The following is a 21,507-nucleotide window of genomic DNA, read 5'->3' as shown; positions in this document are numbered from 1 at the left end:
GCCTCGTTGAGGGAACACATGTATATCGGCCGCGCGCCGGAAAATTTAAGGGCACAGATCCACATGACGCGATGCTTTTTCGGCATCGGTAGGCGGGCCGGGGAGACCCGCGTGGGGCGGTCGCGCGCCAGCGCGGCGCGAGCGTTTCGTCTTCAGGCGCGCACGAGCGAGCGGCGCTTCATCTCGAGTTGCGTAATCAGCCGCTGCAGCGTGTTTTCGGCACTGCCGGGGAGCGACACGAACCGCATGCCGAGCTGGTAGCGCCGGCCGCCGTTGGGCAGTTCGGTTGCGCGCAGCGAAACGAGCTCGAGATCGAGCGACAGCGTACCGTGTCCGTTCAGATTGACCTCGACGTCTTGCAGCGTCACGCCCATCGGCAATTCGACGACGCGCTCGTCGGCCGTGCGCAAGCCGATGCCGCCGAGCGAAATGTCGTGGATCTCGAAGCGGAACGCCTCGCCCTCGGGCAGTTGGCCGCGGCAGAAGTACGGATCGAGAATGGGCGCATCGACGCGAAAATACTCGCGCCGCTGCACGTAGTAGAGCACTTCAGGGAACGCCGCCTCGAACGCGGGGAGCCCTTCGAAGCGGGTCTCGCCCGGCGTCGGAGTAGAAAACTCGACACGCACGCCTTCGGGCGAGGCCCGGAACGTACAGCTCGGCGAGGCGAGCATGCCGCGGTTTTGCTCGGCCAGCGCGCCCCAGTCGAACATGAAGGTGCGCTCTCTCACGTCGACATCGAGGATACGCGTGACGAGCTGACCGCTCTTGTATTGAACGGTCAGGAAGTCTCCGCGATTGGCGAGGTTGCGCAGTTGCACCCCGATTTCAAGCGGATTGCGCCGCCCGAAGTCGAGAGCGGGCTCTACGTCGTCCTCCGTCGAATCGTTCGACTGATTGGTATCCATGGGCTTGCCGTATGCGTGGTCGCGTCAGAGCGCGCAAAGCGCCGACGCACGTGCTTTCGGATACCTTGCGGCGATCCGAAAAGGGACTATCTGATTAGCGGCATCAAACGTGCAAAGTTTAGAGGCAATCCCGAAATAATTTTTCGAATTTTTGTGAACTGCGCGAGCGGCAGTCTGGGCGGGCCGAAGCGGGTCATCCGGTGAGATATCGGGCGGCCCCGATCCCTGAATGAGTCGATGCCTCGATGCTTGAAAGGTTGCGGCTTCGGCCAGCCATCTTTCGATAGCCGGCCGTACCGTCTTCTACTGCCTGGCCCCGTCGCGCCCGAAGGCACCCCCGTGAGCAGATTCCGTCATCACACCAACTGCTGCATGATGGAAATCAGTTTCTTCGCGTAATGCGGGTCCGTTGCATAACCGGCCCGCTGCATGCCGTGTGCAAAGCTCGCGGCATCGTGCGCGTTGTTGACGACCGATGCGTAGCGCGGATTGTTGCGCAGCATGTTCGCGTAGTCCGTCATCGCGTCCTGATACGAATCGTAGGCGCGGAACTTCTCGACCACCTTGCGGGGCCGGCCGTTCACGTACTCGGTCGTGACCGTCGATACCGTCTTGCCCGTCCAGTCCTTGGTGGCCTTGATGCCGAATATGTTGTGGCTCGGCGAGCCGTTCGCATTCTTGATCTCGCCCTTGCCCCAGCCCGATTCGAGCGCCGCCTGGCCGATGATGAACCGCGCCGGAATACCCGTTGCCGCCGCCGCGGCCTGGGCCGGCGCGGCCATCTTGTCGACGAACGCATCGACTTTCGACGAATTGCCGTTGCCGTGCAACGGCGGCGTGAGCGAGCTCGCGGCCGAATAGCCGGCGCCCTTGGACAGCGAGCCGTTGGCCGCCGCGTTCGAATAGGCGCGCGCCAGCGCGTTCATCATTGCCGCATTGCCTTCGGCACCGATACCGCCCCCGCTACCGGCAGCACCGAGCGCGCCCATCGCGCCCGAAGCCCCTGACGCACCCGCCGTGCCGTTCGCGCCGGCACCCGGGACGCTGCGCGAGAGCTGCTTGATCAGCGCATCGGCCACGCCGACACCCTTGGACGACATCTGCTGGGCCAGCTGCTCGTCGAGCATCGACGTGAACTGTGCGCCGTCGCGCGAATCGAGCGGGCTGTCTTGCGGCGTCGCCTCGCGCATGCTTTTGAGCATCATTTGCAGGAACACGGCATCGAACTGCTTGGCCACCCCTTTGAGGCTTTGTTGCGGAGACGCGGCGGCTTGAGCGCGCAAGGCGTCGAAACCTTGCACGTCGAGCGCAAAGCGCTGCGACAAATCCACTGCGGTGTTGGGTACGTTCGATTCCATCTGTGCCTCCTGAGAGCCCGTCGAATACGCGCTGACGAGCCCTTATATGATCTCGAGGTCCGCGCGCAACGCGCCTGCGGCCTTCATTGCCTGCAGGATCGACATGAGATCCGCGGGCGTGGCGCCGAGCGTGTTGAGCGCCTTGACGACTTCGGCGAGATTCGCGCCGGCCGTCACGAACTTCAAAGCGCCGTTGTCCTGCTTGAGCTGAATCTGCGACTGCGGCACCGCCACCGTCGAACCGTTCGAGAACGCGTTGGGCTGGCTGACTGCCGTCGTCGTATTGACGATGACCGACAGATTGCCGTGCGCCACGGCGCAGTTTTGCAGCGTCACCATCTGGTTCATCACGATCGAGCCCGTGCGCGCATTGAGAATCACCTTGGCCGCGGCCTGGGCTGGCTTGACTTCGATGTTCTGAAGCTGCGCCATGAAAGCGACCTGCTGAGCCGGATCGGTGGGCGCCTGCAATTGGATCGTGCGGCCGTCGAGCGGCATCGCCGTCCCGCTGCCGAACACGTTGTTGACAGCCGCCACGACGCGCTGCGTCGTGTCGTAGTCCATATCGTTGAGTTCCATTTGCAGCGTCCCGGCCTGCGAGACCTGCGTCGGCACCGAGCGCTCGACGATCGCGCCGCCCGTGATCCGGCCGGCCGCGAGTTGGTTGACCTGCACTTTGCTGCCGTTCGCGCTGGCGCCCGCGCCGCCGATGGCGACGTTGCCCTGAGCGAGCGCATAAACCTGACCGTCGGCGCCCTTGAGCGGCGTGAGCAGCAGCGTGCCGCCGCGCAGGCTCTTCGCATTGCCGAGCGACGAGACGGTCACGTCGATCGCCTCGCCCGGACGCGCAAACGGCGGCAGCGTTGCGGTCACCATCACCGCGGCGACGTTCTTCAGCTGCATGTTCGACGAGGCCGACGAACCGCTCGAACCATTGCTGTTCAGCGAAATGCCGAGGTTGGCGAGCATGTTCGTGAGCGTTTGCGTCGTGAACGGCGTCTGTGTCGTCTGATCGCCCGTGCCATCGAGACCGACGATCAAGCCGTAGCCGATGAGCGGATTGTCCCGCACGCCCCGGAATTGCACGAGATCCTTCAACCGCTCGGCATGTGCGTTGCCCGCGAATACCAGCATGGCGGGAAGGACGATGAGCGTGAGCAAGCCGCGTACTGCCGCGCCGACACGCCGAGTGGAAACGGTATCCATGATCACCACGGCAAGACGTTCAGGAAAAATCGTTGCAGCCAGCCCATCGTCTCAGCCTCGTTGATGTAGCCCTTGGCCGAGTATTCGATGCGCGCGTCGGCCACGCGCGTCGAGAGCACACTGTTGTCGCCCGCGACGGTGTTCGGATTGACGACCCCGGAAAAACGCACGAACTCGTTGCCCTGGTTGATGAGCATCTGCTTCTGGCCGCTGACGACGAGGTTGCCGTTGGGCAGCACGTTCGTGACCGTGACGGTGATCGTGCCGTCGAACGTATTCGACGCGTTCGCACCGCCCGTACCCTGGAACGTATTGCTGCCCGACGCGCTCAGGTTGACCTTGTTGAACAAACCGCCGAGAAAGCCCGCGGTCGGGACCGACGTCGCCGTCGAGCCCGTGCGTCCGGCGCCCGCTGCGGAGGACTTCGTCGCGTTGATCTTTTCCTGGATGACGATGGTCAGGATGTCGCCGATATTGCGCGGCCGCTGGTCCTCGAAAAGGGGCCTGCCCGCAAACCCGGGGTTATAGATCGATCCGGTGGGCTGCGGCGGCGGAGGCAACGGCGGCGTGGCCGTCATCGGCTGCTGCGTGATCGGCTCCCGGTGCTCGATATACGCACAGCCGGCGAACGTGCTCGTCAGCAGGCCCGCGAGCGCGCCTGCGTGGACCAGCGAGAGCGTTGCACGCAGCGTGCGCATGCGAAACGGAATGGGGCTCGTTTGCGACATCTTCCTTTACCGCCTGTTTCTTCGAGAATGCTGCCGATCGCCTTAAACCGACATCTGGCTCAAGGTCTGCAGCATCTGGTCCGAAGTCTGGACCGCCTTGCTATTGATTTCGTACGCGCGCTGCGTCTGGATCATGTTCACGAGCTCTTGCACGACGTTCACGTTCGATGCTTCGACGTAGCCCTGGTTGAGCGTGCCGGCGCCGTTCAGGCCCGGCGTCGAGACGTTCGGTGCGCCCGACGAAGCGGTTTCCATCAACAGGTTCTGACCTTTCGATTCGAGACCGGCCGGATTGATGAAGGTGGCCAGTTGCACCGTGCCGATGGTCTGATTCGTCGTCGAGCCGGCCACGGTGATGCTGACCGCGCCGTCGGTGCCGATCGTCATCGAGGTCGCGTTTTGCGGAATCGTGATGGCCGGAATCACCTGGTAGCCGCTCGACGTGACGAGCTGGCCCTGCGCGTTCGTCTGGAACGAGCCGTCGCGCGTGTAAGCCGTCGTGCCGTCGGGCATCTGCACCTGGAAGAAGCCGTTGCCGTTGATGGCGATGTCCTTCGAGTTGCCCGTTTGCTGCAGATTGCCCTGCGTGTAGAGGCGCTCCGTGGCGACTTGCTCCACACCGGTGCCGATCTGGCTGCCGGACGGCAGCTCCGTTTGCTGGGTCGAGTTCGCACCGGGCTGGCGCAGCGTTTGATAGATGAGATCCTGGAACACGGCGCGCGAACCCTTGAACCCGTTCGTGCTGACGTTCGACAGGTTGTTCGAGATCACGTCCATCTGGGCCTGCTGGGCGTTCATGCCCGTGGCGGCGATGTAGAGCGAGCGGTTCACGGTAAAACTTCTCCTGAAATGAGGGGGCCGGTTTCGTCGAGCGAACCGGTCAGCTGAACTGCAGCAGCTGGTTGGCCGTCTGCTCGTTCTGATCGGCCGTCTGCAGCAGCTTGGTCTGCATCTGGAACTGCCGTGCGTTGGTAATCATCGAGACCATCGCCGCCACGGGATTGACGTTGCTGCCCTCGAGCGCGCCCGAGGCCACCGTGACAGTGGGATCCGCATCGGCCGGCTGGCCGTCGGCCGCGCGGAAGAGTCCGTCGTCGCCACGCTGCAACGAACCCGGGCTCGGGTTGACGAGCTTCAATTGGTCGATGACGGCAAGCGCCGCGGGCGGATCGCCCGGCATCAACGCCGTGATCGTGCCGTCCTTGCCGATCGTCACCTCGGCGCCGGGCGGAATCGAAATCGGCCCGCCGCTGCCGACCACCGGCAGGTTGCTGGCCGTCACGAGCTGCCCGTTCTGGTCCACGTGAAGATTGCCGGCGCGCGTATAGGCTTCGTTGCCGTCCGCCGTTTGCACGGACAGCCAGCCTTGGCCTTGAATCGCGACGTCGAGCGGGTTGCCCGTCTGCGAGATCGCACCCGGTGCAAAATCGGCCCCCGGCGTCGACGAGAGCACGAACGTGCGCGTCGTGTCGGGGTTGATCGTCGTGCCATCGCCGAAATTCATCGGCGCCGACCGGTAAGTCGAGAGTTGCGCGCGAAAGCCCGTCGTCGAGACGTTCGCCAGGTTGTTGGCGACGGTGGCCTGCTGCTCGAGCGTCTGGCTCGCGCCCGTCATCGCCGTGTAGATCAGTCGGTCCATGACTCGCTTTTTCCGATGAAGTCGTGAGTGCCCGGTCCTGAGAAGCGCAAAGCCGCTTACAGGTTGATGACGGCCTGGTCGACCGCCTGCTGCGTCTTGATCGTCTGCGCGTTCGCCTGGTAGTTGCGCTGCGCCGTGATCAGGTTGACGAGCTGCTTCGTCAGATCGACGTTCGACTCTTCGATCGCGCCGCCTTGCAGCGTGCCGTGGTTCGTCGAGCCCGGCGCCGAGATCTGCGGTACGCCGGAAGCCGCCGTTTCGGCGAACTGATTGCCGCCGAGATCCTGCAGCCCGTTCGGGTCCGAGAAGTTCGCGAGCACGATCTGGCCGAGCGGCTGGGACTTGCCGTTCGAGTAGTTGCCGGTGATCGTGCCGTCGTCGGCGATCGAGAAGTTCGTCAACTGGCCGCTGGCGTAGCCGTCCTGCGCGAGACTGTTCACGCCGTCCTTGCTGCCATATTGCGTCGTGCCGCTCAGATTCAGCGTCAGCGCCTGCGGCGACGTGCTGCCGTCGGAGTTCGTGATGTTGAAGGTCAGCATTCCGGTGCCCGAGCTCGTTGCGGGTGCCGTGGCAGCCGTGCTCGAGAGCGCGCCCGCCGTGTCGAAGCCGATCGCGCCGACCTTGCTGACCGTGCCGGTCGCCGTGCCGGAGTACACGTCCCACGCACCCGATCCGGTCTTGACGAAGTACATGTTGACCTGCTGCGCACCGCCGAGCGAGTCGTAGCTCTGGATCGACGTCGAATAGTTGTAGGTCAGCGAGTTCGTCGCCGAAAAAGGCGTGACGGTCGGTACCGTATCTTGCGAATTCAGGTTCAGTTGCGCCGTGATGTTCGTCGTCGCGAGCGGGGCGATGTTCGTCGTCGGCACCTGGATCGGCACCGTCGAAGCGGTGTTGATGACGCCGTTCGCACCGGCCGCATAGCCCATCAGCTTGAGGCCCTGCGCGTCGGTGATATAGCCGTTCTTGTCCATCTGGAAGACGCCGTCACGCGAGTAGGTCAGCGTGCCGTTGTTCGACATCTGGTAAAAGCCCGTGCCGTTGATGGCCACGTTGAGTGCCTGGCCCGTCGTGTTGATCGTGCCTTGCGAAAAATCCTGCTGCACGCTGGCGAGCCGCGTGCCGAGACCGATCTGATTGCTCACCGTCGTGGCGATCGTATTGGCGTAGACGTCGGCGAACTGCGCCGTGCTTTCCTTGAAGCCCGTCGTGTTCGCGTTCGCGATATTGTTGCCGATGACATCGAGGTCGTTCGCCGATGCGGACAAGCCGCTCAAACCTTGTTGGTAGCCCATTGTCGGGTCTCCTGCGCGAATGTTCTGGAAGAAGGGTTAGAGGATCGCTGCGACGCTCGTCGAATCGACCGTGGTGCCGTTTCCGAGCAGCAGGCCCTGCTTGCCCGAGCTCTGCTGCACGACGCTCACCACCTGCTGGCCCGTCAGGGTCGTAATGCCCGTGGCCGAGGTGCCGGCGCTCGTCGTGCCCTGCGCCGAAATCGAGTAGGTGCCATCGGGCAGCGTATTGCCCGATGCGTCGGTCGGCTTCCAGCCGACCGGCACGGTGCCGGCCGCCTGCGGACCGAGGTCCACGCTACTGACGACGTTGCCCGACGAATCCTTGATCGTGACCTTCAGGTCCGTGACCGCTTGCGACAGCGTGAAGCCGAAGCCCGACGAGCTGCCGCTCGACACCGTCGCGGTGTTGCCCGGCACGAGCACGTCCTGGCCGATGAGCAGCGAGGTCTGCGCGTTCTGGCCGGCGGCGAGCTGCGAGGCGAGCGAGGTGAGCGATGTGTTGAGCTGGCTGATCCCCGTGACCGTGTTGATCTGGGCCAGCTGCGAAGTCATCTGCGAGCTGTCCATCGGATTGGTCGGGTCCTGGTTCTTCAACTGCGTGACGAGCAGCTTCAGAAAGGTGTTCTGCAGATCGTTCGTCGCGTTGCCGGTGGACGACGTGCTCGACGAACCGGACGACGAAGACGCCCCGTTCATCGTGTCGAGCAGCGACTGCGAGACCGTGCCGCCGGAGGCGATGGTCGTACTGGATGAAGTCACGAAGTTTCTCCTCAGGTGCCGATCGTGAGTGTTTTCAGCATCAGGTTCTTGGCCGTGTTCAACGTCTCGACGTTGGCCTGGTACGAGCGCGATGCCGAGATCATGTTGACCATTTCCTGGACCGGATCGACGTTCGGACGCGTGACGTACCCGTTCTCGTCCGCCGAGGGGTTGCTCGGGTCGTAGGTGGTCTTCATTGGCGTGGGATCGTCGATGACGTTGCTCACCTGGACGCCGCCGATCTGCTGGCCCGACGCCGTGTGCGCGCCGCCCACCGGCTTGACCTGGAAGACGACCTGTTTCGCGCGGTACGGCTGGCCGTCCGGGCCCGTCGTGCTATCCGCGTTGGCGAGGTTCGACGCGGTCACGTTGAGCCGCTCGGACTGTGCCGAGAGCGCCGAACCGGCAACCGTGAAGATGTTCATCAATGACATGGCGGCGTGGCCTCCTTGCTTTCCTGTTAATACCCCGTAGCGATTTATTCGTTGGCTGCGGCGAGGCGTCGGGCGTGCGGCATCAGCCGCCCGACGTAATCGCCGCGAGCATCGTCTTGATCTGCTGCGTGAGAACCGTCATGCCCGATTCGTAATGCAGCGAGTTGTCCGCGAACTGCACGCGCTCCGCGTCGAGATCGACGGTGTTGCCGTCGAGCGCGGGCTGCGTCGGATTGCGGTATTTCAGTTGACCGTAGTCCTGGCTCGAGCCGCCCGTGGCCACGAGCCGCGCCTCGCCGGCCATATGGCCGGGCGCCGTCGCGTTCATCGCCATGCCGCTCGTCACACCGGCCGGTTGCGCCATGGCCAGCGGCGCGGCGTTCGAGGTGCCGGCCACCGTCGCCGTGGCATGCGTGCCGGGCGCACCCGCTTTTTTCAGGGCGCCGGCCAGCGACGAGGCGAAATCGACGTCGCGCGCCCGGTAGCCGGGCGTATCGGCGTTCGCGATGTTCGACGAGAGCAGCTCCTGCCGATAAGCGCGCACATCGAGCGCTTCGCGGCCGAAGGCGAATTCGGCATCGAGTTTGTCCAGCATCGAATGTTTCTCCGTTGCCAAGCAATGAGTCAGGCGGTTCGCCTTGTCGGAGCGCCTGGGGCGCCGTCCGGCAAGACCTTTTTGCATGGACTGCATCTTATGGGCGGCGGTCAAGTACCAATCGGACGAATAACCGGGGAAGCAGGCCTCTATTCAACGTTTGCGCGATGGGGCGGGCTTCTAGAATTCGTTGTCATGACGAGCTCGCGCTTCGGGGGCTGTCCGAAGTTCGATGGAGAAACAGAGATGTCGCTTTTCGCCGCCACCGCAGTTCCGCGCTCAGCACGGCCCGCCGCCGTGCGGACGGCGCCCGAACGCGCTTCGCGCACGCTCGCGGGCGCCGTTCTCGGGCTCGCGGCGTCGGTCGTGACGTGCCTGGGCCTGGGCCTGGGCTTGGCAACGGCAGCCCATGCCCAGCAAACGGGCGGCACGCAGATTTACATTCCCGGGCCCGGCGAGCGTTCGGCAACACCGGCCGCCCCGGCCGTGGGCACCCTGCGCGCCACCAACGACGGTAGCGAAGCACCGGGAGGCATGATTACGATCCCCGGTCCGGGCGAGCGCCCGGTACAGCCGGGCGCGACGACCGGCGTGATCACCATTCCAGGACCGGGCGAACAGGCCGCGGCGCAACCCGCGTCCCGCAGCGCGCTGCCGCATGTGGCGGCGATGCAGGCGGCATCCCGGGTAATCCCCGTTGTCGTCACGCCTTCGCCGCGCGCGACCAGGGCCGCGCAGCCGATTCCGATCGACCGGCCGGCCAGCGCGGGCGGGCCGAGCGCGGCGGCCACGAACGGCGCTTCACAGGCCGCAAGGCTCGCCGCCACCGCCACCCCGGCGCAAACTGCGGCACGGACTGTCGAAACCACTGCCCCGGCGACCAACGCGGCACCCACACCGGTCGCCGCCGCCGTGCCGGCCGGCCCGCAGGACGGCGAATCCGTTCGCCGCACCGCGCTGACGTTTTTGCAGCAGCAATCGGCCGGCTTGCCGGGCAAGATCACGATCACCGTGGCGCCCGCCTTCCCGCGCGGCCTCGCCTCGTGCACGACGCTCGTACCGTTCATGCCACCGGGCGCGCGCCTGTGGGGCCGCACCACGGTGGGCGTGCGCTGCGCCGGCGAACGGCCCTGGACGCTTTATTTGCAAGCGCGCGTTTCGCTCGAATCGACCTACTATCTCGCCGCGCGGCAGATCGAACCCGGTGCGGTGGTCTCTGCCGCCGACCTGATGACGCGCGAAGGCGACCTAGCCAACCTGCCGCGTACGATCGTGACCGATCCGTCGCAAGCCGTGGGCGCCGTGGCGCTGGCGCGGATCGGCGCCGGCTCGCCGCTGCGCGAGGACATGCTGCGCACGGCCAGTTCCGTGACGATCGGTCAGACGGTCAAGGTCATCGCGGTGGGTACCGGATTCTCGATTTCGTCCGAAGGCGCCGTCATGAACAATGCGTCGCCTGGACAACAGGTGCGGGTCAAGACCGCGGCGGGCCAGATCATTTCGGGGATCGTCAAGGACGGCTCGACGGTCGAAATTCAGATGTAAATGGGGCCAAGGCTGGGGGCGCCGCGCCTCGGCCCCGAGAGGAAAGGGGCAGGCCGGCTGGCAAGGCGACGGACGCGATTGCGCTAAAGTTCCACTTGGGTGTGCCGATATCACATTCAAATCGAGAACCTTGGGAAGCCAATCGTGAAAATCGAGTCCTCCACCAACTCCAGCGTGTCGTCGCCCAAGGGCGGCGTCCAGAACGCGCGCCAGGGAGATTCGTCCCCGGCGGCCAATGCTGCCGGCACGGCGGGCGCGGGTGCGTCGGCCGGCGGCGATGCGAGCGTCAGCTTGTCGGGCCTTTCGTCCCAGTTGCGTTCGCTCGCGGCATCGGGCGCAGCCGACATCGATGTTGCGCAAGTCGAATCGATCAAGCAGGCCATCAAGGACGGCACGCTGTCGATCGACACGGGCAAGATCGCGGACGGCATCCTCGAAACCGCGCGCAATTTGTTGCAAAAACCTCAATCGTCCGGCGGCTGAGGCCGTTCTAGCACGGCATTGTTGCGGGGCGATTCTGATGAACGAGCGCTCACGCGCGAATTTTGGCGAATCCGATGAAAGACGCCCTGCTCAATACCGTGACGGAAGAACATGCGACGCTCGAGGCGTTTGCGTCGCTGCTGGTCTATGAGGAAAAAGCGCTCGCTGCTGTGTCACCGCTCGAGACGCTGCCTGCCATCCTCGAAAAGAAAACCGAATTGACCGACAAGCTCGCGTCGCTGGAGAAAGCACGCGACGCTCAATTGGAGGCGCTTGGGCTGCCTGCCGGCAAGCGCGGCATGGAGCTCGCGAGCGCGGACGAGCCGCGGCTCGCCCAGCAATGGAAGCTGCTTCAGGACGTGGTCGACCGCGCCCGGCGCGCCAATATGACCAATGGGCTCATGATTCGCGTGCGCATGAATTACAACGAGAAGGCGCTTTCGATCTTGCGTGGGGCGACCGCGAATAACGCATCGGGCGTGTATGGGCCGGATGGGCGGGTTTCGTTGGTTTAGGCTGCGGGGTCTGCGGCATCGAACCGACAAGGACGCCGTTGCGCCGCCCTTGTCGTGCCGAAATTAGTAGTGGAATCGGCACTGCATCACGTGGATGATGCCGTCTTGAACGATGTACACCAGACGGTCAACTTTGGTGATGCGCCTTGACCAGTAGCCTGTGAGATCACCCTTCAGAGGCTCGGGTTTTCCTGTACCTCTGAACGGGTCACGCCAAATTTCCTCGATGAGACCGTTGATCTCTTCGACGATATCTCGGTCGTGCTTTTGCCAGTGTAGGTAGTCGTCCCAACCGTTCGTGCTCCAAGCAACCTTGCAGCTACTTGCGGCTGCGGCCTTGTTTTTTGCTTTCTTCTGTTGCGACATCTTTTGGCAAGTCCCTTATCAAGGTCTTGCCGGCCTTGAATTCGGCAATGGACTGGCGCAGTCGATCAGCATTCGTTGGCGTTCCCAGAAGGTGCAACGTCTCCTGCATGCTGTTGTAATCGTCCAGCGAAATCATAACCACGTGCTCACCGCGCTGCCGCGTGATGACGGTCGGCTCATGATCTCGGCATACCGTGTCCAGCGCCTGCTTAAAGCCGGCTCGCGCCTCACTGAAAGTCAGGATATTCATCTCTGTTCTCACTTTGCCCAGCGCCTCGAGTTGTCGAGGCGAGGCGTGTCTGCTACGCAATGGCCGCCCCCGAACTTGGGAGCGGACAGCCAATTGTACATAGTTTTGTACTATATTGCCACTCGACGATCACGTAAATGCGACCCGCGCCCTGGCGCGCGTGATCGAGCGTGCCCATAGATGCCGGATAGCGGGGTTCGCTGGTTTGAGTTGGTGCAGTTGCCTTATTCGTCATCCGCGAAATTAAGCTCCACGCCATTGCCGGCGGGATCGACCAGGAAGAGCTGGTACTGATTGGTAAGCGGTACACGCGAGCTGCGGTAAGCGATGCCGCGCTCGTGCAAGCGCGCCTCGAATTCGGCGCGCGCCGTGCATGAGAACGCGACGTGATCGAACGTGCCCGTCACGTTCGCTTCGCGCACTTCGTTCGGACGCGCTTCGCTCAGATGCAATACCGCTTGCTGGCCGATGTACAACCAATAGCCGAAATGCGCGAACGGCGGGCGTTCGCCGACCCGTAGCCCGATCACGTCGACATAAAAATCGCGCAACGCGTCGAGTATGCGTCGATCGCCCCGCAGGTTGTAGTGACTGAAGCCGATCACGGGCATAAAGAATCCTCCGTAGTGCGGCCGCCACATTCGGGCGGTCGGCGATTCCAAGATGTTATCGCAGTGGCCGCATCGCGGTCATTGAGCGCTCGTAGATGGGTGGGCCGGGCCTCGCCGCAATCGAACCAAATCAAGCAATGGCGGCCTTTCAGCCGGGGCTTGATGCCATCCCTCGGTGCCATGGCGGAGAGGAAGGCGCGGGAATACGCTCCCCTCAGGCATGCTCGAACAGCCCAGACGAACCTCCTGCTCTCGTTCGTCCTCAACGGCGCAACCACGGACACCTCGGGAAAAGACGTGCCGAATCCCAATGTGGGCGTCGTCAGGAGAGATTCACCAGTGCGATACGTTTGGCGCGCCGACGGCGGGTAACGGCGCGTTCGCGGCGTATTTCGATAATCAGATGGAAGAGCGCGGGATACGCGTTTTTAACACGCTGGATACCGTTCCCTGTGGATGGAAAGAGGAGACGCTGAAACGAGTGGAAACGATTTACCAACCCGAACTTGAAACACCAACCGCGGTCGTTCAGAAAATCGATAACGTCACTTCCCAGACAAGCGAGCTTGACTACACCCAGCCGGGTCTCGAATATGGTGCGGTCGGCCACTCGTTATCGCTTTCCTTGCTAGGATCTGTCGACGAAAGCCTCATCACCGCGGGCGATCCGGAAAAGGTATTCGAGTTGCAAACGGGCTACCAGCATAACGACGCGTACATCATTCTTCTCGCGCTGGAGCTCAAAACAGCAACTATCCGACAAACAGCATCGCATCCCTCTGACTTTCGCAAGAGCGGTAAAAAGGGGGTAAATTAGCGCATCGCGAATGGACGGGTACTAATATGCCGGTTGCATGCACTTTCGTTTTGAATCGAAGCAGTGTGTCAAACCTCGTATGCCCGGGCTTCGGCTCGGTGCCAGCATATTCCGGCAGGGGGAAGCATATAGACGATCCGGGTGCCACTGCATTGAAGAAAGCAGGCCCTCTCCCCGCTGGGACGTATTTCATCGTCGATCGTCAGAGCGGTGGCCGACTAGGATGGTTCAACGACCTCATGGCCGACGCGAGAGCGGGAACAGATCGCTCCAGGTGGTTCGCGCTCTACCGCAACGACGGAACAATCGACGATTGGACGTTCGTGGAGGGCGTCCGCCGAGGCAATTTTCGCCTTCATCCATCCGGGTGGTGGGGTATGAGTGAAGGCTGCATCACACTGCCGCACGCCGGGCAGTTCGATAAGCTGCGTCAATTCCTCAAGGCACAACCCACACGGAAAATTCCCGGCACGACAATCAACTATTACGGAACGGTCACGGTTCGCTAAGTATCTCCGTGCCGCAACTGAGTCCCGGCCCTATCGTCTCGAAACCAACGTCATGCGCACACCATTTTCCGCCCTCGCACGCGCCCTCCTGGCAGGACTTCTAACGGTGTTTGACGTGGCTCCGTTCATCGTACTTCTGCCATTCCCAAGCTCGGATTCATCTACGATTGCCAGCCTCGTCGCCATTTTGATTCTTGGTATCGGCGCGTCGTGGCTCGCGGTTACCCTGGCACGCCGAAGAAGCCGTATCTTTCTGATCGTCCTTGCAGCCGCCGCAGCGCTAAACGTGCTGACACAGGTGGTCACACGTGCGCTTCCGTCAGCCATCCTCGACAGGATGACGCTCGGCGTGATCGCGTCGCTGTTCGGCCTTGATGGCGAATACGCTTTTGATGCCGCTGGCTACGAATTATGGTGGGAAACATGGTTGTTCCTCGCGCTGATCGCGTGCGTAATCGCCTGGGCAGTCCGGCACCGAATGCGGACGAGGACTTCGTGAACCCTCAGTCCACACTCGCCCAAGCCATCTCCCGCAACCGCGCCCGCAACCGCGCGACAGCCTGGCTATGCAGCTGGCACACACGCGATTCGCTCACTTCCATCACCGCCCCGATCTCGCGCAGGTTCATCCCGCGCTCGTAATAAAGCGACATCAAAAGTTTCTCGCGCTCCGGCAGCTTGTCGATCGCCTCGACCAGCGCAGCACGCAGGCTTTCATCGAGCAGCGCCGAAAGCGGGTCCGTATGGTCCACACAGTAACGATCCAGGAACGGTTCATCGTCAGCCGAACGATCGAAGTCTTCGTAATAGATGAGCTGCGAGCCATGCAGGTCCTGCAGCATCGACTGATAACTATCGAGCGGCATCTTCAGATGATCGGCCACCTCAGTCTCGCTGGCCGAGCGGCCCAGCCGCTGTTCGACCTGATGCACGGCCGACTCCACCTCGCGCGACGTCTTGCGCAGCGAACGCGGCAACCAGTCGTTGTTGCGCAGCTCGTCGAGCATCGCGCCACGAATCCGCTGGCTCGCGTACGTTTCGAATTGCGCGCCCTGGTCTTCCTTGTAGCGGCTCGCCGCATCGAGCAAACCAATCATGCCCGCCTGAATCAGATCGTCGAGATCGACGCTCGCCGGCATCTTCGCCACGAGTTGCAAACCCAGCCTGCGCACCAGCGGCGCATATTGCTCCAAGACTTCCGTCTGGGACATTTTCCCTTGAGCGTTGTACATCGAGGGTCTCCTTCTCCTTGTCCCTAACGTTTCAAGCATGTTGACGCGCGGTCGGCGCGTCGGCGAGCGCCGACGCCGGCATGGCCGTGCGTACCTTTGTTGTCGATGCGCACGACGAAAGCGCCGGACGCATCGGCCAGTAAAGCATTTCGGCAGCGATGTGCCGGAAATCACGCGCGGACGGCGCGGATGGAAACGCGTCGACCACGCATCGTCCAAGTTCGAGCGAACGCTCCATGAACGCGTCCTCCGCCACGCAGCCGGCGTCCGCAATCGACACCGTCAGATAGCGCGCGGCCACCTCGGCGAGGTTCTCGAACGCCGTATGCGCGTCCGAGTGGCTCGAAACGTGGTTCACGAGCACGCGGAACTGTGCAATCGCGTGTTCGTAATGCAGCCGCTTCATCCCGGCATAGGCCTCGGTAATCGCCTGCGCCGCGACACGCGTGACGATCATCACGTCATTTGCTTGGGAGGCCAGCGCCGAAAGCATGCCGCGGCGGTCGAGCCGCGCGTCGATGAGCACCACGTCGGCTGGTCCGGCGAGGATCGCGCCGAGTTGCGCGGGGCTATAGTCCGCGCAGTTCTCACGCGAGGCGGCCAGCACCGAAAACCCGAGCGGGTGGCGCGGCGCAGCCTCTTCGATGCCGATGTGACCGGCGAGGAATGCCCGCAGATTGCCCGCGCCGCTCACGCCGCCCAACATCGCCGATACGGACTTCGCGCCGAGACATTCGTCGATGACGAGGACATCCTTGCCGAGCCCGGCCAGTGCCGCAGCCAGATTGACGACCGTCGACGTGCAGCCCACGCCCACGGGCCCGCCCGTGATCGCTACCACGCGCGAGCCGCTCTTCGCGAGCAGCCTGCGCAGCCCTTCGGCTTGATCGGTGACGTGCTTATCCAAAGCGGACCTCATGCAGCTCAGCGCTCGTACGGCTGGAGAGCGAAGACAGCAAAGCAGGGATATCGTCGTCGTGCGGCACGAACGGCGAGCGGTCGCGCGGAATGCAGAACGCGCTCTTGATCAGAAACTTCTTCGTCGCGACGTAAAGGTTCTCGGGCACTTTCTGTCCCGTCGACACGTAGTGCACGGGCAGCTTGTAGCGGATCACCGTATCGAGCACGCCACCGAGATTCGTGGCTTCGTCGAGTTTCGTCAGAATGCAGCCGGCAAGCTCAGGCTGGCCTTCCGCGCTGCGATAAGCCTGCACGACTTCGTTGAGCGTATCGCCGTGGCTCGTCGCATTGAGCAGCAACAAGCGCTGCACCGGTAGCCCGGCTCCGCACAGCATCGCGATCTGGTCGGAGACCGTGCGATCGCGCTGGCTCATGCCGATCGTATCGATCAGTACGATGTGCTTGTTGCGCAGCTCGGTGAGCGCCAGTTGCAAATCGGCGGCATCTTTCACGGCATGCACCGATACGCCGAGAATCTTGCCGAAGATGCGCAGTTGCTCGTGGCCGCCGATCCGGTAGCTATCGGTGGACAGCAGCGCGACCTTGCTCGCGCCGAAGCGCATGACGCAGCGCGCCGCCAGCTTGGCCGTCGTCGTGGTCTTGCCGACGCCCGTCGGCCCCATCAGCGCGAACACGCCGCCGCGCTCCATCAGTGCCTCTTCGTTCTCGAGCACGGGAAGGTTAGCACCGAGCACCGACTGCACCCACTCCATGCCGGCATCGGCATTCTCGAGCTCGGGCATGCGCTCGACCATCATCCGCACGAGCTGAGCGGAAAACCCAGCCGCAAAGAGCTGCTTCGTGAGCGTGCTCTGCAGCGGGTTGCGGCGTTGGCGCTCGCCCCACAGCAGACCCGCGAACTGCTCTTCCATCATCCCGCGCATCGACGACAGCTCGCTCATCACGGTTTGATTGACGACTTCCTCGATGCGCGCGCGAACGGCGTCGGCCATGGCTGCCGTGTCTTCGGCACTACCGCTCTTCGCGCCGACGCCCTCGAACGCCGGCGCGATGCGCGGCATGGCGCGGCGCGCGGCGACTTGCGCGGCCTCATGCGCCCAGTCGGGGAGTTCCCCGGCCACGAGCTCTTCCGGCGAAAGAATCTTGCCCGGCGTGCCGAGTCCCTTTGCGGCGGCAGCAGCGGGCGTCATCGCATGCGTGCGCGCCGTATGGGCGGCTTGAGGCTCGGCGCCACGCTGCTGCGAGGCGATGCGCTGCGCATGATCGATGAGCCAGGGGTTCGAGTCGGCCAGCGTCGGCGAAAGTTCGGCAACCGCGGGCGCAGCCGGGCGCGCGGTCCGTGCCGGCCGGGCCGTGGCGGGCGCGGCGTGGGCCGCGTTCGCTTCGGCGCGCGGCTCGCGCGAGGTCAAAGCTGCTGCGTTGCCACCGGCCGCGCTGCCGCCGCCGGCAACGGCGGTGGCGGCCGTGTTGAACGGCATCGCAGCAGACGCACCGCTCGTACTCAGACCGGCTTCCGGGCTCGTTCCGAAAACAGCCGAGAACACGTCCGGCATGCCGTTCGCGTACGGATTGATCGGCGCCATGCCAGGCGCGGCAGCGGCGGGCGGCATCATCGTCTGCGATTGCGCGGGCAGCGAAGCGACCGGCGCGCGACGCGGCGATTGACCCGTGCCTTGCCCCGAATCTTCGCCGGCATCGGGTGCGATGGCCGCGAAATCCGTATCGGCGAGCGCCACGATTTCGACGGTGCCATCGTCGTTCGTGCGGTTGGACAGGACGACTGCGTCGGCACCGAGGGCCTCGCGCACGAGACGCAAAGCGTCGCGACTCGTTGCACCAATGAATTTACGAATGTTCAAGCTAGACCCCCGATGAGGTTGACGACTTTGATCGTGCGTGACTCGGGCACTTCAGCGTACGAGAGCACTTTCAATTGCGGCAGGCTGCGGCGCAAAAACCGCGCGAGCATCGTGCGCAGCGCGTGCTGCACGAGCAGCACAGGCGGCAGCCCGGAATTTTGTTGACGGGCGATCGCGCGTTGCGTCTCCGTCAGAAGCGAGTGAGCGAGACCCGGCTCGAGCCCGGGATTGGCACCGGTCGAGAGCGCTTGCGAGAGCACGCGCTCCAGATTCGCGTCGAGCCCCATCACCTGCATTTCCCCGGCGCCCGGATACCACTGCTGCGTAATGGCACGGCCCAGCGCGAGGCGAACGATGGCGGTCAGTTCGTGTGCGTCGCCGGTCTTGCCGGTCTGCTCGCACAGCGCTTCGAGGATCGTGCGCATATCGCGGATGGGCACGGCTTCCTCGAGCAGGTTTTGCAGAACCTTTTGCAGCGTCGAAAGCGAGAGCGTCTTCGGCACGAGGTCTTCGACGAGCGAGGGCGCATCCTTGCCGATACGCGTGATGAGTGCCTGCACTTCCTGCCGGCCGAGCAGCTCGGCGGCATGTTGAACGACGAGATGATTCAAATGCGTGGCGACGACGGTGCTCGCATCGACGACGGTGTAGCCATAGACCTGCGCCTGTTCGCGCAGGTTGGTGTCGATCCAGACCGCGGGCAGACCGAAGGCCGGATCCTGCGTCGGCGTGCCCGGCAGGGCGGCCGAGACCTGCCCCGGATTGATGGCGAGCCACTGACCCGGATATGCCTCGCCGACGCCCACTTCCACACCCTTCAACGCGATGCGATAGCCGTTGGGACGCAGCTCGAGGTTGTCGCGGATATGAATGACGGGCGGCAGGAAGCCGATTTCCTGGGCGAACTTCTTGCGGATGCTCTTGATGCGCTTGAGCAGCTCGCCGTCGGTGTTCTTGTCGACGAGCGGAATGAGGCGGTAGCCGACTTCGAGTCCGAGCGTATCGATGAGCGTCACGTCGTCCCAGCTCGCTTCGTGCGCTTCGGCGGGAGCGGTGACGGCCGGTGCCGCATCGACGAGGATGGCGCTCGCCTTCGCCTGCTCAGCGCGCTTTTTCAGCATGCGGCTCAACTGGATCGCGCCGCCGCCCAGCAGCACGAATGCGAAGTGCGGCATGCCGGGAATGAGGCCGAGCACCATGATGATCACGCCCGTGATCATCAGCACCCGTGGGTTCGTGAAAAGCTGCCCCGTGAGCTGAGTGCCGATGTCCTCATCGGTGGCCACGCGCGAAACGATCACGCCGGCCGCCGTCGAAATGATCAGCGACGGGATTTGCGCGACGAGTCCGTCACCGATCGTGAGCAGCGTGTAGGTCGTGCCAGCCGATTCGAAATCCATGCCGTGCTGAACCATGCCGACGATGAGCCCGCCGAACACGTTGACGACCATGATGATGAGGCCCGCGATGGCGTCGCCGCGCACGAACTTCGAAGCACCGTCCATCGCACCATAGAACTCGGCTTCCTGCGACACGGCCAGGCGACGCTTGCGTGCACCTTCCTCGTTGATGAGGCCCGCGTTGAGATCGGCGTCGATCGCCATCTGCTTGCCCGGCATCGCATCGAGCGTGAAGCGGGCTGCCACTTCGGCGATACGCCCGGCGCCCTTCGTGATCACCATGAAGTTGATGACCATGAGGATCGCGAAGACGACGATACCCACCGCGAAGTTGCCGCCGACGAGGAAGTGGCCGAACGACTCGATCACGCGGCCTGCCGCGGCCGGCCCTGTGTGGCCTTCGAGCAGCACGACGCGCGTAGAGGCGACGTTCAGCGAGAGCCGCAGCAGCGTGGAGAACAGCAGCACGCTCGGGAAGGCCGCGAAATCGAGCGGCTTCATCGTGTACATGCTGACGAGCAGCACCATCACCGAAAGCGCGATGTTGAACGTGAAGAGCAGATCCAGCAGGAACGGCGGCAACGGCAGGATCATCATGCCGAGGATCATGCAGATCAGGATCGGACCTGCGAGTGCCCTCAGATTCGTTGCCGCCAGTGCCGGCGGCCGCTTGCCGAAGAAGCTTCCGACGCGTGCGTTCATGCCGAAGCTCCGTTGTCCGTGCCGAGCACATCCTCTTCTTCTTCACGCACGTCGCTATCCGAAATCGGGCTCTTGTCCATGCCGGCCGGCACGTCCAACTCCGTCGGTGCCGCCGGTACATCGCCGCCTTCGTCGCGGAAACGCCGCAGCTGATAGACCCATGCGAGCACTTCGGCGACTGCGCTGTAGAGCGCGCCCGGGATTTCGCGGTTGAGTTCGACGTTGTGATAGAGCGCGCGAGCGAGCGGCGGCGCTTCGAGGAGCGGCACGTTATGCTCGCTGGCAAGCTCGCGGATGCGGGCGGCCACGAGGTTGACGCCCTTGGCGACGACCTTCGGCGCACGCATTTCGCCGTCGGCGTATTGCAGCGCGACCGCATAGTGGGTCGGGTTCGTGACCACGACGTCGGCCTTCGGCACGGCGCTCATCATGCGGCGGCGGGCGATGGCACGCTGCTGCTGGCGAATGCGCCCCTTCACGTGGGGATCGCCTTCGCTTTCGCGGTGCTCTCGCTTCACTTCTTCCTTCGTCATGCGCAGTTTCTTGTGGAATTGCCAGAGCTGGTACGGGACATCCAGTGCGGCGATCACGAAGATGCCGCCCACCGTCGTCGCGCAACACACGGCGATCAGCGAAAGTCCATGGCCGACGGCGGCCGTCAGCGATTCGTTGGCGAGCGCGAGCAGTTCGTCCTTGCGATGCCAGACTGCGGTGCCGCCGATGCCACCGACCACGAGGACCTTGGCGATCGACATGCCGACCTGGATCGGACCGTTGAGCGAAAAGATGCGGCCGAAGCCGGCAATAGGATTGACGCGCTCGGGTTTGAACTGGAAAACGTTGGGGGACAGGAGCCAGCCGCCGATCACCATCGGCGCCGCGAGCGCTGCGACACCGGTCAGCGCGAGCACAGGCAGCACGGCCAGCAGCCCTTCGCGGCCCGCCGCGCCGGCGCCGATCAGCATGCGGTTCGTATCGACGACGCTCGCGTGGTTGAACGTGAACGCGCCGCGCAGCATCGTTTGCAGATGCGCGCCGATTGAACCGGAAAGGGCCCAGACACCGAAGAAGCCCGCCGCGAGCAGCGCGAACGACGCGAGCTCGCGCGAACGCGCAACCTGCCCCTCTTCGCGCGCCTTCTCCAGGCGCCGGGGGGTGGCTGATTCGGTCTTCTCGAGGTCGCTATCCTCTGCCACAGGGTTTTCTCCGCTCCAGGCACGGCAACATGCCGCTTCTTCATTGAGAGCGATTATTCCTGTTGGCGTCTATCGACGATCGGCGGATAAGGACGGGGAAAGGGGTGTATTTCGAGTGATCGGTTGCGCGCGCTTAATAAGGGAAAACCCTTGTTTTCGCGGGTCACCGACCACCTGGT

The 21,507-nt window shown here is 63.7% G+C and carries 24 protein-coding genes; 6 read left to right on the top strand and 18 right to left on the bottom strand.

Annotated elements, in window-relative coordinates; translation table 11 throughout:
* Positions 1-152 precede the first annotated feature (152 nt).
* The 10 genes from GWC77_RS05995 to GWC77_RS05950 all read right to left on the bottom strand — a co-directional run bounded on the left by GWC77_RS05995 (position 153) and on the right by GWC77_RS05950 (position 8,922).
* Positions 153-908: a flagellar brake protein gene (locus GWC77_RS05995; RefSeq protein ID WP_173255972.1), complete on the bottom strand. Its 756-nt coding sequence runs from the start codon at positions 906-908 to the stop codon at positions 153-155.
* A 356-nt stretch (positions 909-1,264) separates the two neighbouring features.
* The gene (flgJ, locus tag GWC77_RS05990; RefSeq protein ID WP_173255971.1) at positions 1,265-2,266 is read right to left on the bottom strand and encodes a flagellar assembly peptidoglycan hydrolase FlgJ; all 1,002 of its coding nucleotides are present in this window, start codon (positions 2,264-2,266) and stop codon (positions 1,265-1,267) included.
* Between the two features lie 42 nt (positions 2,267-2,308).
* A complete protein-coding gene (locus GWC77_RS05985) occupies positions 2,309-3,481 on the bottom strand; it encodes a flagellar basal body P-ring protein FlgI (RefSeq protein WP_367949002.1) in 1,173 nt (390 codons plus the stop codon).
* Complete coding sequence (locus tag GWC77_RS05980) at positions 3,475-4,170, bottom strand: flagellar basal body L-ring protein FlgH (RefSeq protein WP_173256026.1); 696 nt, start codon at positions 4,168-4,170, stop codon at positions 3,475-3,477. The genes GWC77_RS05985 and GWC77_RS05980 overlap by 7 nt, the downstream gene beginning before the upstream one ends.
* 72 nt (positions 4,171-4,242) lie before the next feature.
* Positions 4,243-5,031 (bottom strand): flagellar basal-body rod protein FlgG, encoded by a 789-nt coding sequence (gene flgG, locus GWC77_RS05975; RefSeq protein WP_173255969.1) that lies wholly within the window; start codon positions 5,029-5,031, stop codon positions 4,243-4,245.
* Positions 5,032-5,080: 49 nt separating this feature from the next.
* A complete protein-coding gene (gene flgF, locus GWC77_RS05970; RefSeq protein WP_173255968.1) occupies positions 5,081-5,839 on the bottom strand; it encodes a flagellar basal-body rod protein FlgF in 759 nt (252 codons plus the stop codon).
* A 56-nt stretch (positions 5,840-5,895) separates the two neighbouring features.
* Positions 5,896-7,134 (bottom strand): flagellar hook protein FlgE, encoded by a 1,239-nt coding sequence (flgE, locus tag GWC77_RS05965; RefSeq protein ID WP_173255966.1) that lies wholly within the window; start codon positions 7,132-7,134, stop codon positions 5,896-5,898.
* A gap of 36 nt (positions 7,135-7,170) precedes the next feature.
* On the bottom strand, positions 7,171-7,893 hold the full coding sequence (locus GWC77_RS05960; RefSeq protein WP_173255964.1) for a flagellar hook assembly protein FlgD: 723 nt from the start codon (positions 7,891-7,893) through the stop codon (positions 7,171-7,173).
* Positions 7,894-7,904: 11 nt separating this feature from the next.
* On the bottom strand, positions 7,905-8,327 hold the full coding sequence (flgC, locus tag GWC77_RS05955) for a flagellar basal body rod protein FlgC (protein ID WP_173255962.1): 423 nt from the start codon (positions 8,325-8,327) through the stop codon (positions 7,905-7,907).
* An 82-nt stretch (positions 8,328-8,409) separates the two neighbouring features.
* Complete coding sequence (locus GWC77_RS05950) at positions 8,410-8,922, bottom strand: flagellar basal body rod protein FlgB (protein ID WP_173255961.1); 513 nt, start codon at positions 8,920-8,922, stop codon at positions 8,410-8,412.
* A 246-nt stretch (positions 8,923-9,168) separates the two neighbouring features.
* On the opposite strand from GWC77_RS05950, the gene flgA reads away from it, so the two are divergent.
* The 3 genes from flgA (at position 9,169) to GWC77_RS05935 (ending at position 11,465) form a co-directional block, all read left to right on the top strand.
* Positions 9,169-10,467 carry a flagellar basal body P-ring formation chaperone FlgA gene (gene flgA, locus GWC77_RS05945; protein ID WP_254366829.1) on the top strand — a complete coding sequence of 433 codons (1,299 nt, stop codon included), beginning with the start codon at positions 9,169-9,171 and terminating at the stop codon, positions 10,465-10,467.
* A 144-nt stretch (positions 10,468-10,611) separates the two neighbouring features.
* A complete protein-coding gene (gene flgM, locus GWC77_RS05940) occupies positions 10,612-10,950 on the top strand; it encodes a flagellar biosynthesis anti-sigma factor FlgM (protein WP_173255958.1) in 339 nt (112 codons plus the stop codon).
* A gap of 74 nt (positions 10,951-11,024) precedes the next feature.
* Positions 11,025-11,465 (top strand): flagella synthesis protein FlgN, encoded by a 441-nt coding sequence (locus GWC77_RS05935; RefSeq protein ID WP_173255956.1) that lies wholly within the window; start codon positions 11,025-11,027, stop codon positions 11,463-11,465.
* A gap of 63 nt (positions 11,466-11,528) precedes the next feature.
* Here the strand turns inward: GWC77_RS05935 and GWC77_RS05930 are convergent, their stop codons facing one another.
* The 3 genes from GWC77_RS05930 to GWC77_RS05920 form a co-directional block, all read right to left on the bottom strand.
* On the bottom strand, positions 11,529-11,831 hold the full coding sequence (locus tag GWC77_RS05930) for a Txe/YoeB family addiction module toxin (protein ID WP_173255954.1): 303 nt from the start codon (positions 11,829-11,831) through the stop codon (positions 11,529-11,531).
* On the bottom strand, positions 11,785-12,081 hold the full coding sequence (locus tag GWC77_RS05925; RefSeq protein ID WP_173255953.1) for a type II toxin-antitoxin system Phd/YefM family antitoxin: 297 nt from the start codon (positions 12,079-12,081) through the stop codon (positions 11,785-11,787). Before GWC77_RS05925 ends, GWC77_RS05930 begins: the two co-directional genes overlap by 47 nt.
* A gap of 224 nt (positions 12,082-12,305) precedes the next feature.
* Positions 12,306-12,692 (bottom strand): diguanylate cyclase, encoded by a 387-nt coding sequence (locus tag GWC77_RS05920; protein WP_173255951.1) that lies wholly within the window; start codon positions 12,690-12,692, stop codon positions 12,306-12,308.
* A 310-nt stretch (positions 12,693-13,002) separates the two neighbouring features.
* On the opposite strand from GWC77_RS05920, the gene GWC77_RS05915 reads away from it, so the two are divergent.
* Genes GWC77_RS05915 through GWC77_RS05905 form a run of 3 tightly spaced genes read left to right on the top strand, consistent with a single transcriptional unit; the run spans position 13,003 to position 14,517 of the window.
* Positions 13,003-13,509: a hypothetical protein gene (locus GWC77_RS05915; RefSeq protein WP_173255949.1), complete on the top strand. Its 507-nt coding sequence runs from the start codon at positions 13,003-13,005 to the stop codon at positions 13,507-13,509.
* A 26-nt stretch (positions 13,510-13,535) separates the two neighbouring features.
* Positions 13,536-14,018: a DUF2778 domain-containing protein gene (locus GWC77_RS05910; protein ID WP_173255948.1), complete on the top strand. Its 483-nt coding sequence runs from the start codon at positions 13,536-13,538 to the stop codon at positions 14,016-14,018.
* A gap of 52 nt (positions 14,019-14,070) precedes the next feature.
* The gene (locus GWC77_RS05905; RefSeq protein WP_173255947.1) at positions 14,071-14,517 is read left to right on the top strand and encodes a hypothetical protein; all 447 of its coding nucleotides are present in this window, start codon (positions 14,071-14,073) and stop codon (positions 14,515-14,517) included.
* A 4-nt stretch (positions 14,518-14,521) separates the two neighbouring features.
* Here the strand turns inward: GWC77_RS05905 and GWC77_RS05900 are convergent, their stop codons facing one another.
* From GWC77_RS05900 to flhB, 5 genes are read right to left on the bottom strand one after another with little or no spacing between them, the layout of a single operon-like run.
* Complete coding sequence (locus GWC77_RS05900; RefSeq protein WP_173255946.1) at positions 14,522-15,250, bottom strand: RNA polymerase sigma factor FliA; 729 nt, start codon at positions 15,248-15,250, stop codon at positions 14,522-14,524.
* A 31-nt stretch (positions 15,251-15,281) separates the two neighbouring features.
* A complete protein-coding gene (locus tag GWC77_RS05895; protein ID WP_173256025.1) occupies positions 15,282-16,157 on the bottom strand; it encodes a MinD/ParA family protein in 876 nt (291 codons plus the stop codon).
* A complete protein-coding gene (gene flhF, locus GWC77_RS05890; RefSeq protein WP_173255945.1) occupies positions 16,150-18,030 on the bottom strand; it encodes a flagellar biosynthesis protein FlhF in 1,881 nt (626 codons plus the stop codon). The genes GWC77_RS05895 and flhF overlap by 8 nt, the downstream gene beginning before the upstream one ends.
* Positions 18,027-20,132 (bottom strand): flagellar biosynthesis protein FlhA, encoded by a 2,106-nt coding sequence (gene flhA / locus GWC77_RS05885; protein WP_173255944.1) that lies wholly within the window; start codon positions 20,130-20,132, stop codon positions 18,027-18,029. Before flhA ends, flhF begins: the two co-directional genes overlap by 4 nt.
* The gene (gene flhB, locus GWC77_RS05880) at positions 20,129-21,328 is read right to left on the bottom strand and encodes a flagellar biosynthesis protein FlhB (RefSeq protein WP_173255943.1); all 1,200 of its coding nucleotides are present in this window, start codon (positions 21,326-21,328) and stop codon (positions 20,129-20,131) included. The genes flhA and flhB overlap by 4 nt, the downstream gene beginning before the upstream one ends.
* Positions 21,329-21,507 lie beyond the last annotated feature (179 nt).

It is taken from the genome of Paraburkholderia sp. NMBU_R16, from assembly GCF_013282575.1.
In the GTDB taxonomy this organism is placed as follows: domain Bacteria; phylum Pseudomonadota; class Gammaproteobacteria; order Burkholderiales; family Burkholderiaceae; genus Trinickia.
The sequence above is the reverse complement of the archived record's forward strand: the minus strand, read 5'-3'. Positions and strand labels throughout refer to the sequence as shown.

Bases quoted from the DNA above. Each gene is read 5' to 3' on its own strand.
- GWC77_RS05995 (WP_173255972.1), bottom strand. From the start codon at position 908: ATGGATACCAATCAGTCGAACGATTCGACGGAGGACGACGTAGAGCCC.
- flgJ (WP_173255971.1), bottom strand. From the start codon at position 2,266: ATGGAATCGAACGTACCCAACACCGCAGTGGATTTGTCGCAGCGCTTT.
- GWC77_RS05980 (WP_173256026.1), bottom strand. From the start codon at position 4,170: ATGCGCACGCTGCGTGCAACGCTCTCGCTGGTCCACGCAGGCGCGCTC.
- flgF (WP_173255968.1), bottom strand. From the start codon at position 5,839: ATGGACCGACTGATCTACACGGCGATGACGGGCGCGAGCCAGACGCTC.
- flgE (WP_173255966.1), bottom strand. From the start codon at position 7,134: ATGGGCTACCAACAAGGTTTGAGCGGCTTGTCCGCATCGGCGAACGAC.
- flgC (WP_173255962.1), bottom strand. From the start codon at position 8,327: ATGTCATTGATGAACATCTTCACGGTTGCCGGTTCGGCGCTCTCGGCA.
- GWC77_RS05950 (WP_173255961.1), bottom strand. From the start codon at position 8,922: ATGCTGGACAAACTCGATGCCGAATTCGCCTTCGGCCGCGAAGCGCTC.
- flgA (WP_254366829.1), top strand. From the start codon at position 9,169: ATGTCGCTTTTCGCCGCCACCGCAGTTCCGCGCTCAGCACGGCCCGCC.
- GWC77_RS05935 (WP_173255956.1), top strand. From the start codon at position 11,025: ATGAAAGACGCCCTGCTCAATACCGTGACGGAAGAACATGCGACGCTC.
- GWC77_RS05930 (WP_173255954.1), bottom strand. From the start codon at position 11,831: ATGTCGCAACAGAAGAAAGCAAAAAACAAGGCCGCAGCCGCAAGTAGC.
- GWC77_RS05925 (WP_173255953.1), bottom strand. From the start codon at position 12,081: ATGAATATCCTGACTTTCAGTGAGGCGCGAGCCGGCTTTAAGCAGGCG.
- GWC77_RS05920 (WP_173255951.1), bottom strand. From the start codon at position 12,692: ATGCCCGTGATCGGCTTCAGTCACTACAACCTGCGGGGCGATCGACGC.
- GWC77_RS05915 (WP_173255949.1), top strand. From the start codon at position 13,003: ATGTGGGCGTCGTCAGGAGAGATTCACCAGTGCGATACGTTTGGCGCG.
- GWC77_RS05910 (WP_173255948.1), top strand. From the start codon at position 13,536: ATGCCGGTTGCATGCACTTTCGTTTTGAATCGAAGCAGTGTGTCAAAC.
- GWC77_RS05905 (WP_173255947.1), top strand. From the start codon at position 14,071: ATGCGCACACCATTTTCCGCCCTCGCACGCGCCCTCCTGGCAGGACTT.
- GWC77_RS05900 (WP_173255946.1), bottom strand. From the start codon at position 15,250: ATGTACAACGCTCAAGGGAAAATGTCCCAGACGGAAGTCTTGGAGCAA.
- flhA (WP_173255944.1), bottom strand. From the start codon at position 20,132: ATGAACGCACGCGTCGGAAGCTTCTTCGGCAAGCGGCCGCCGGCACTG.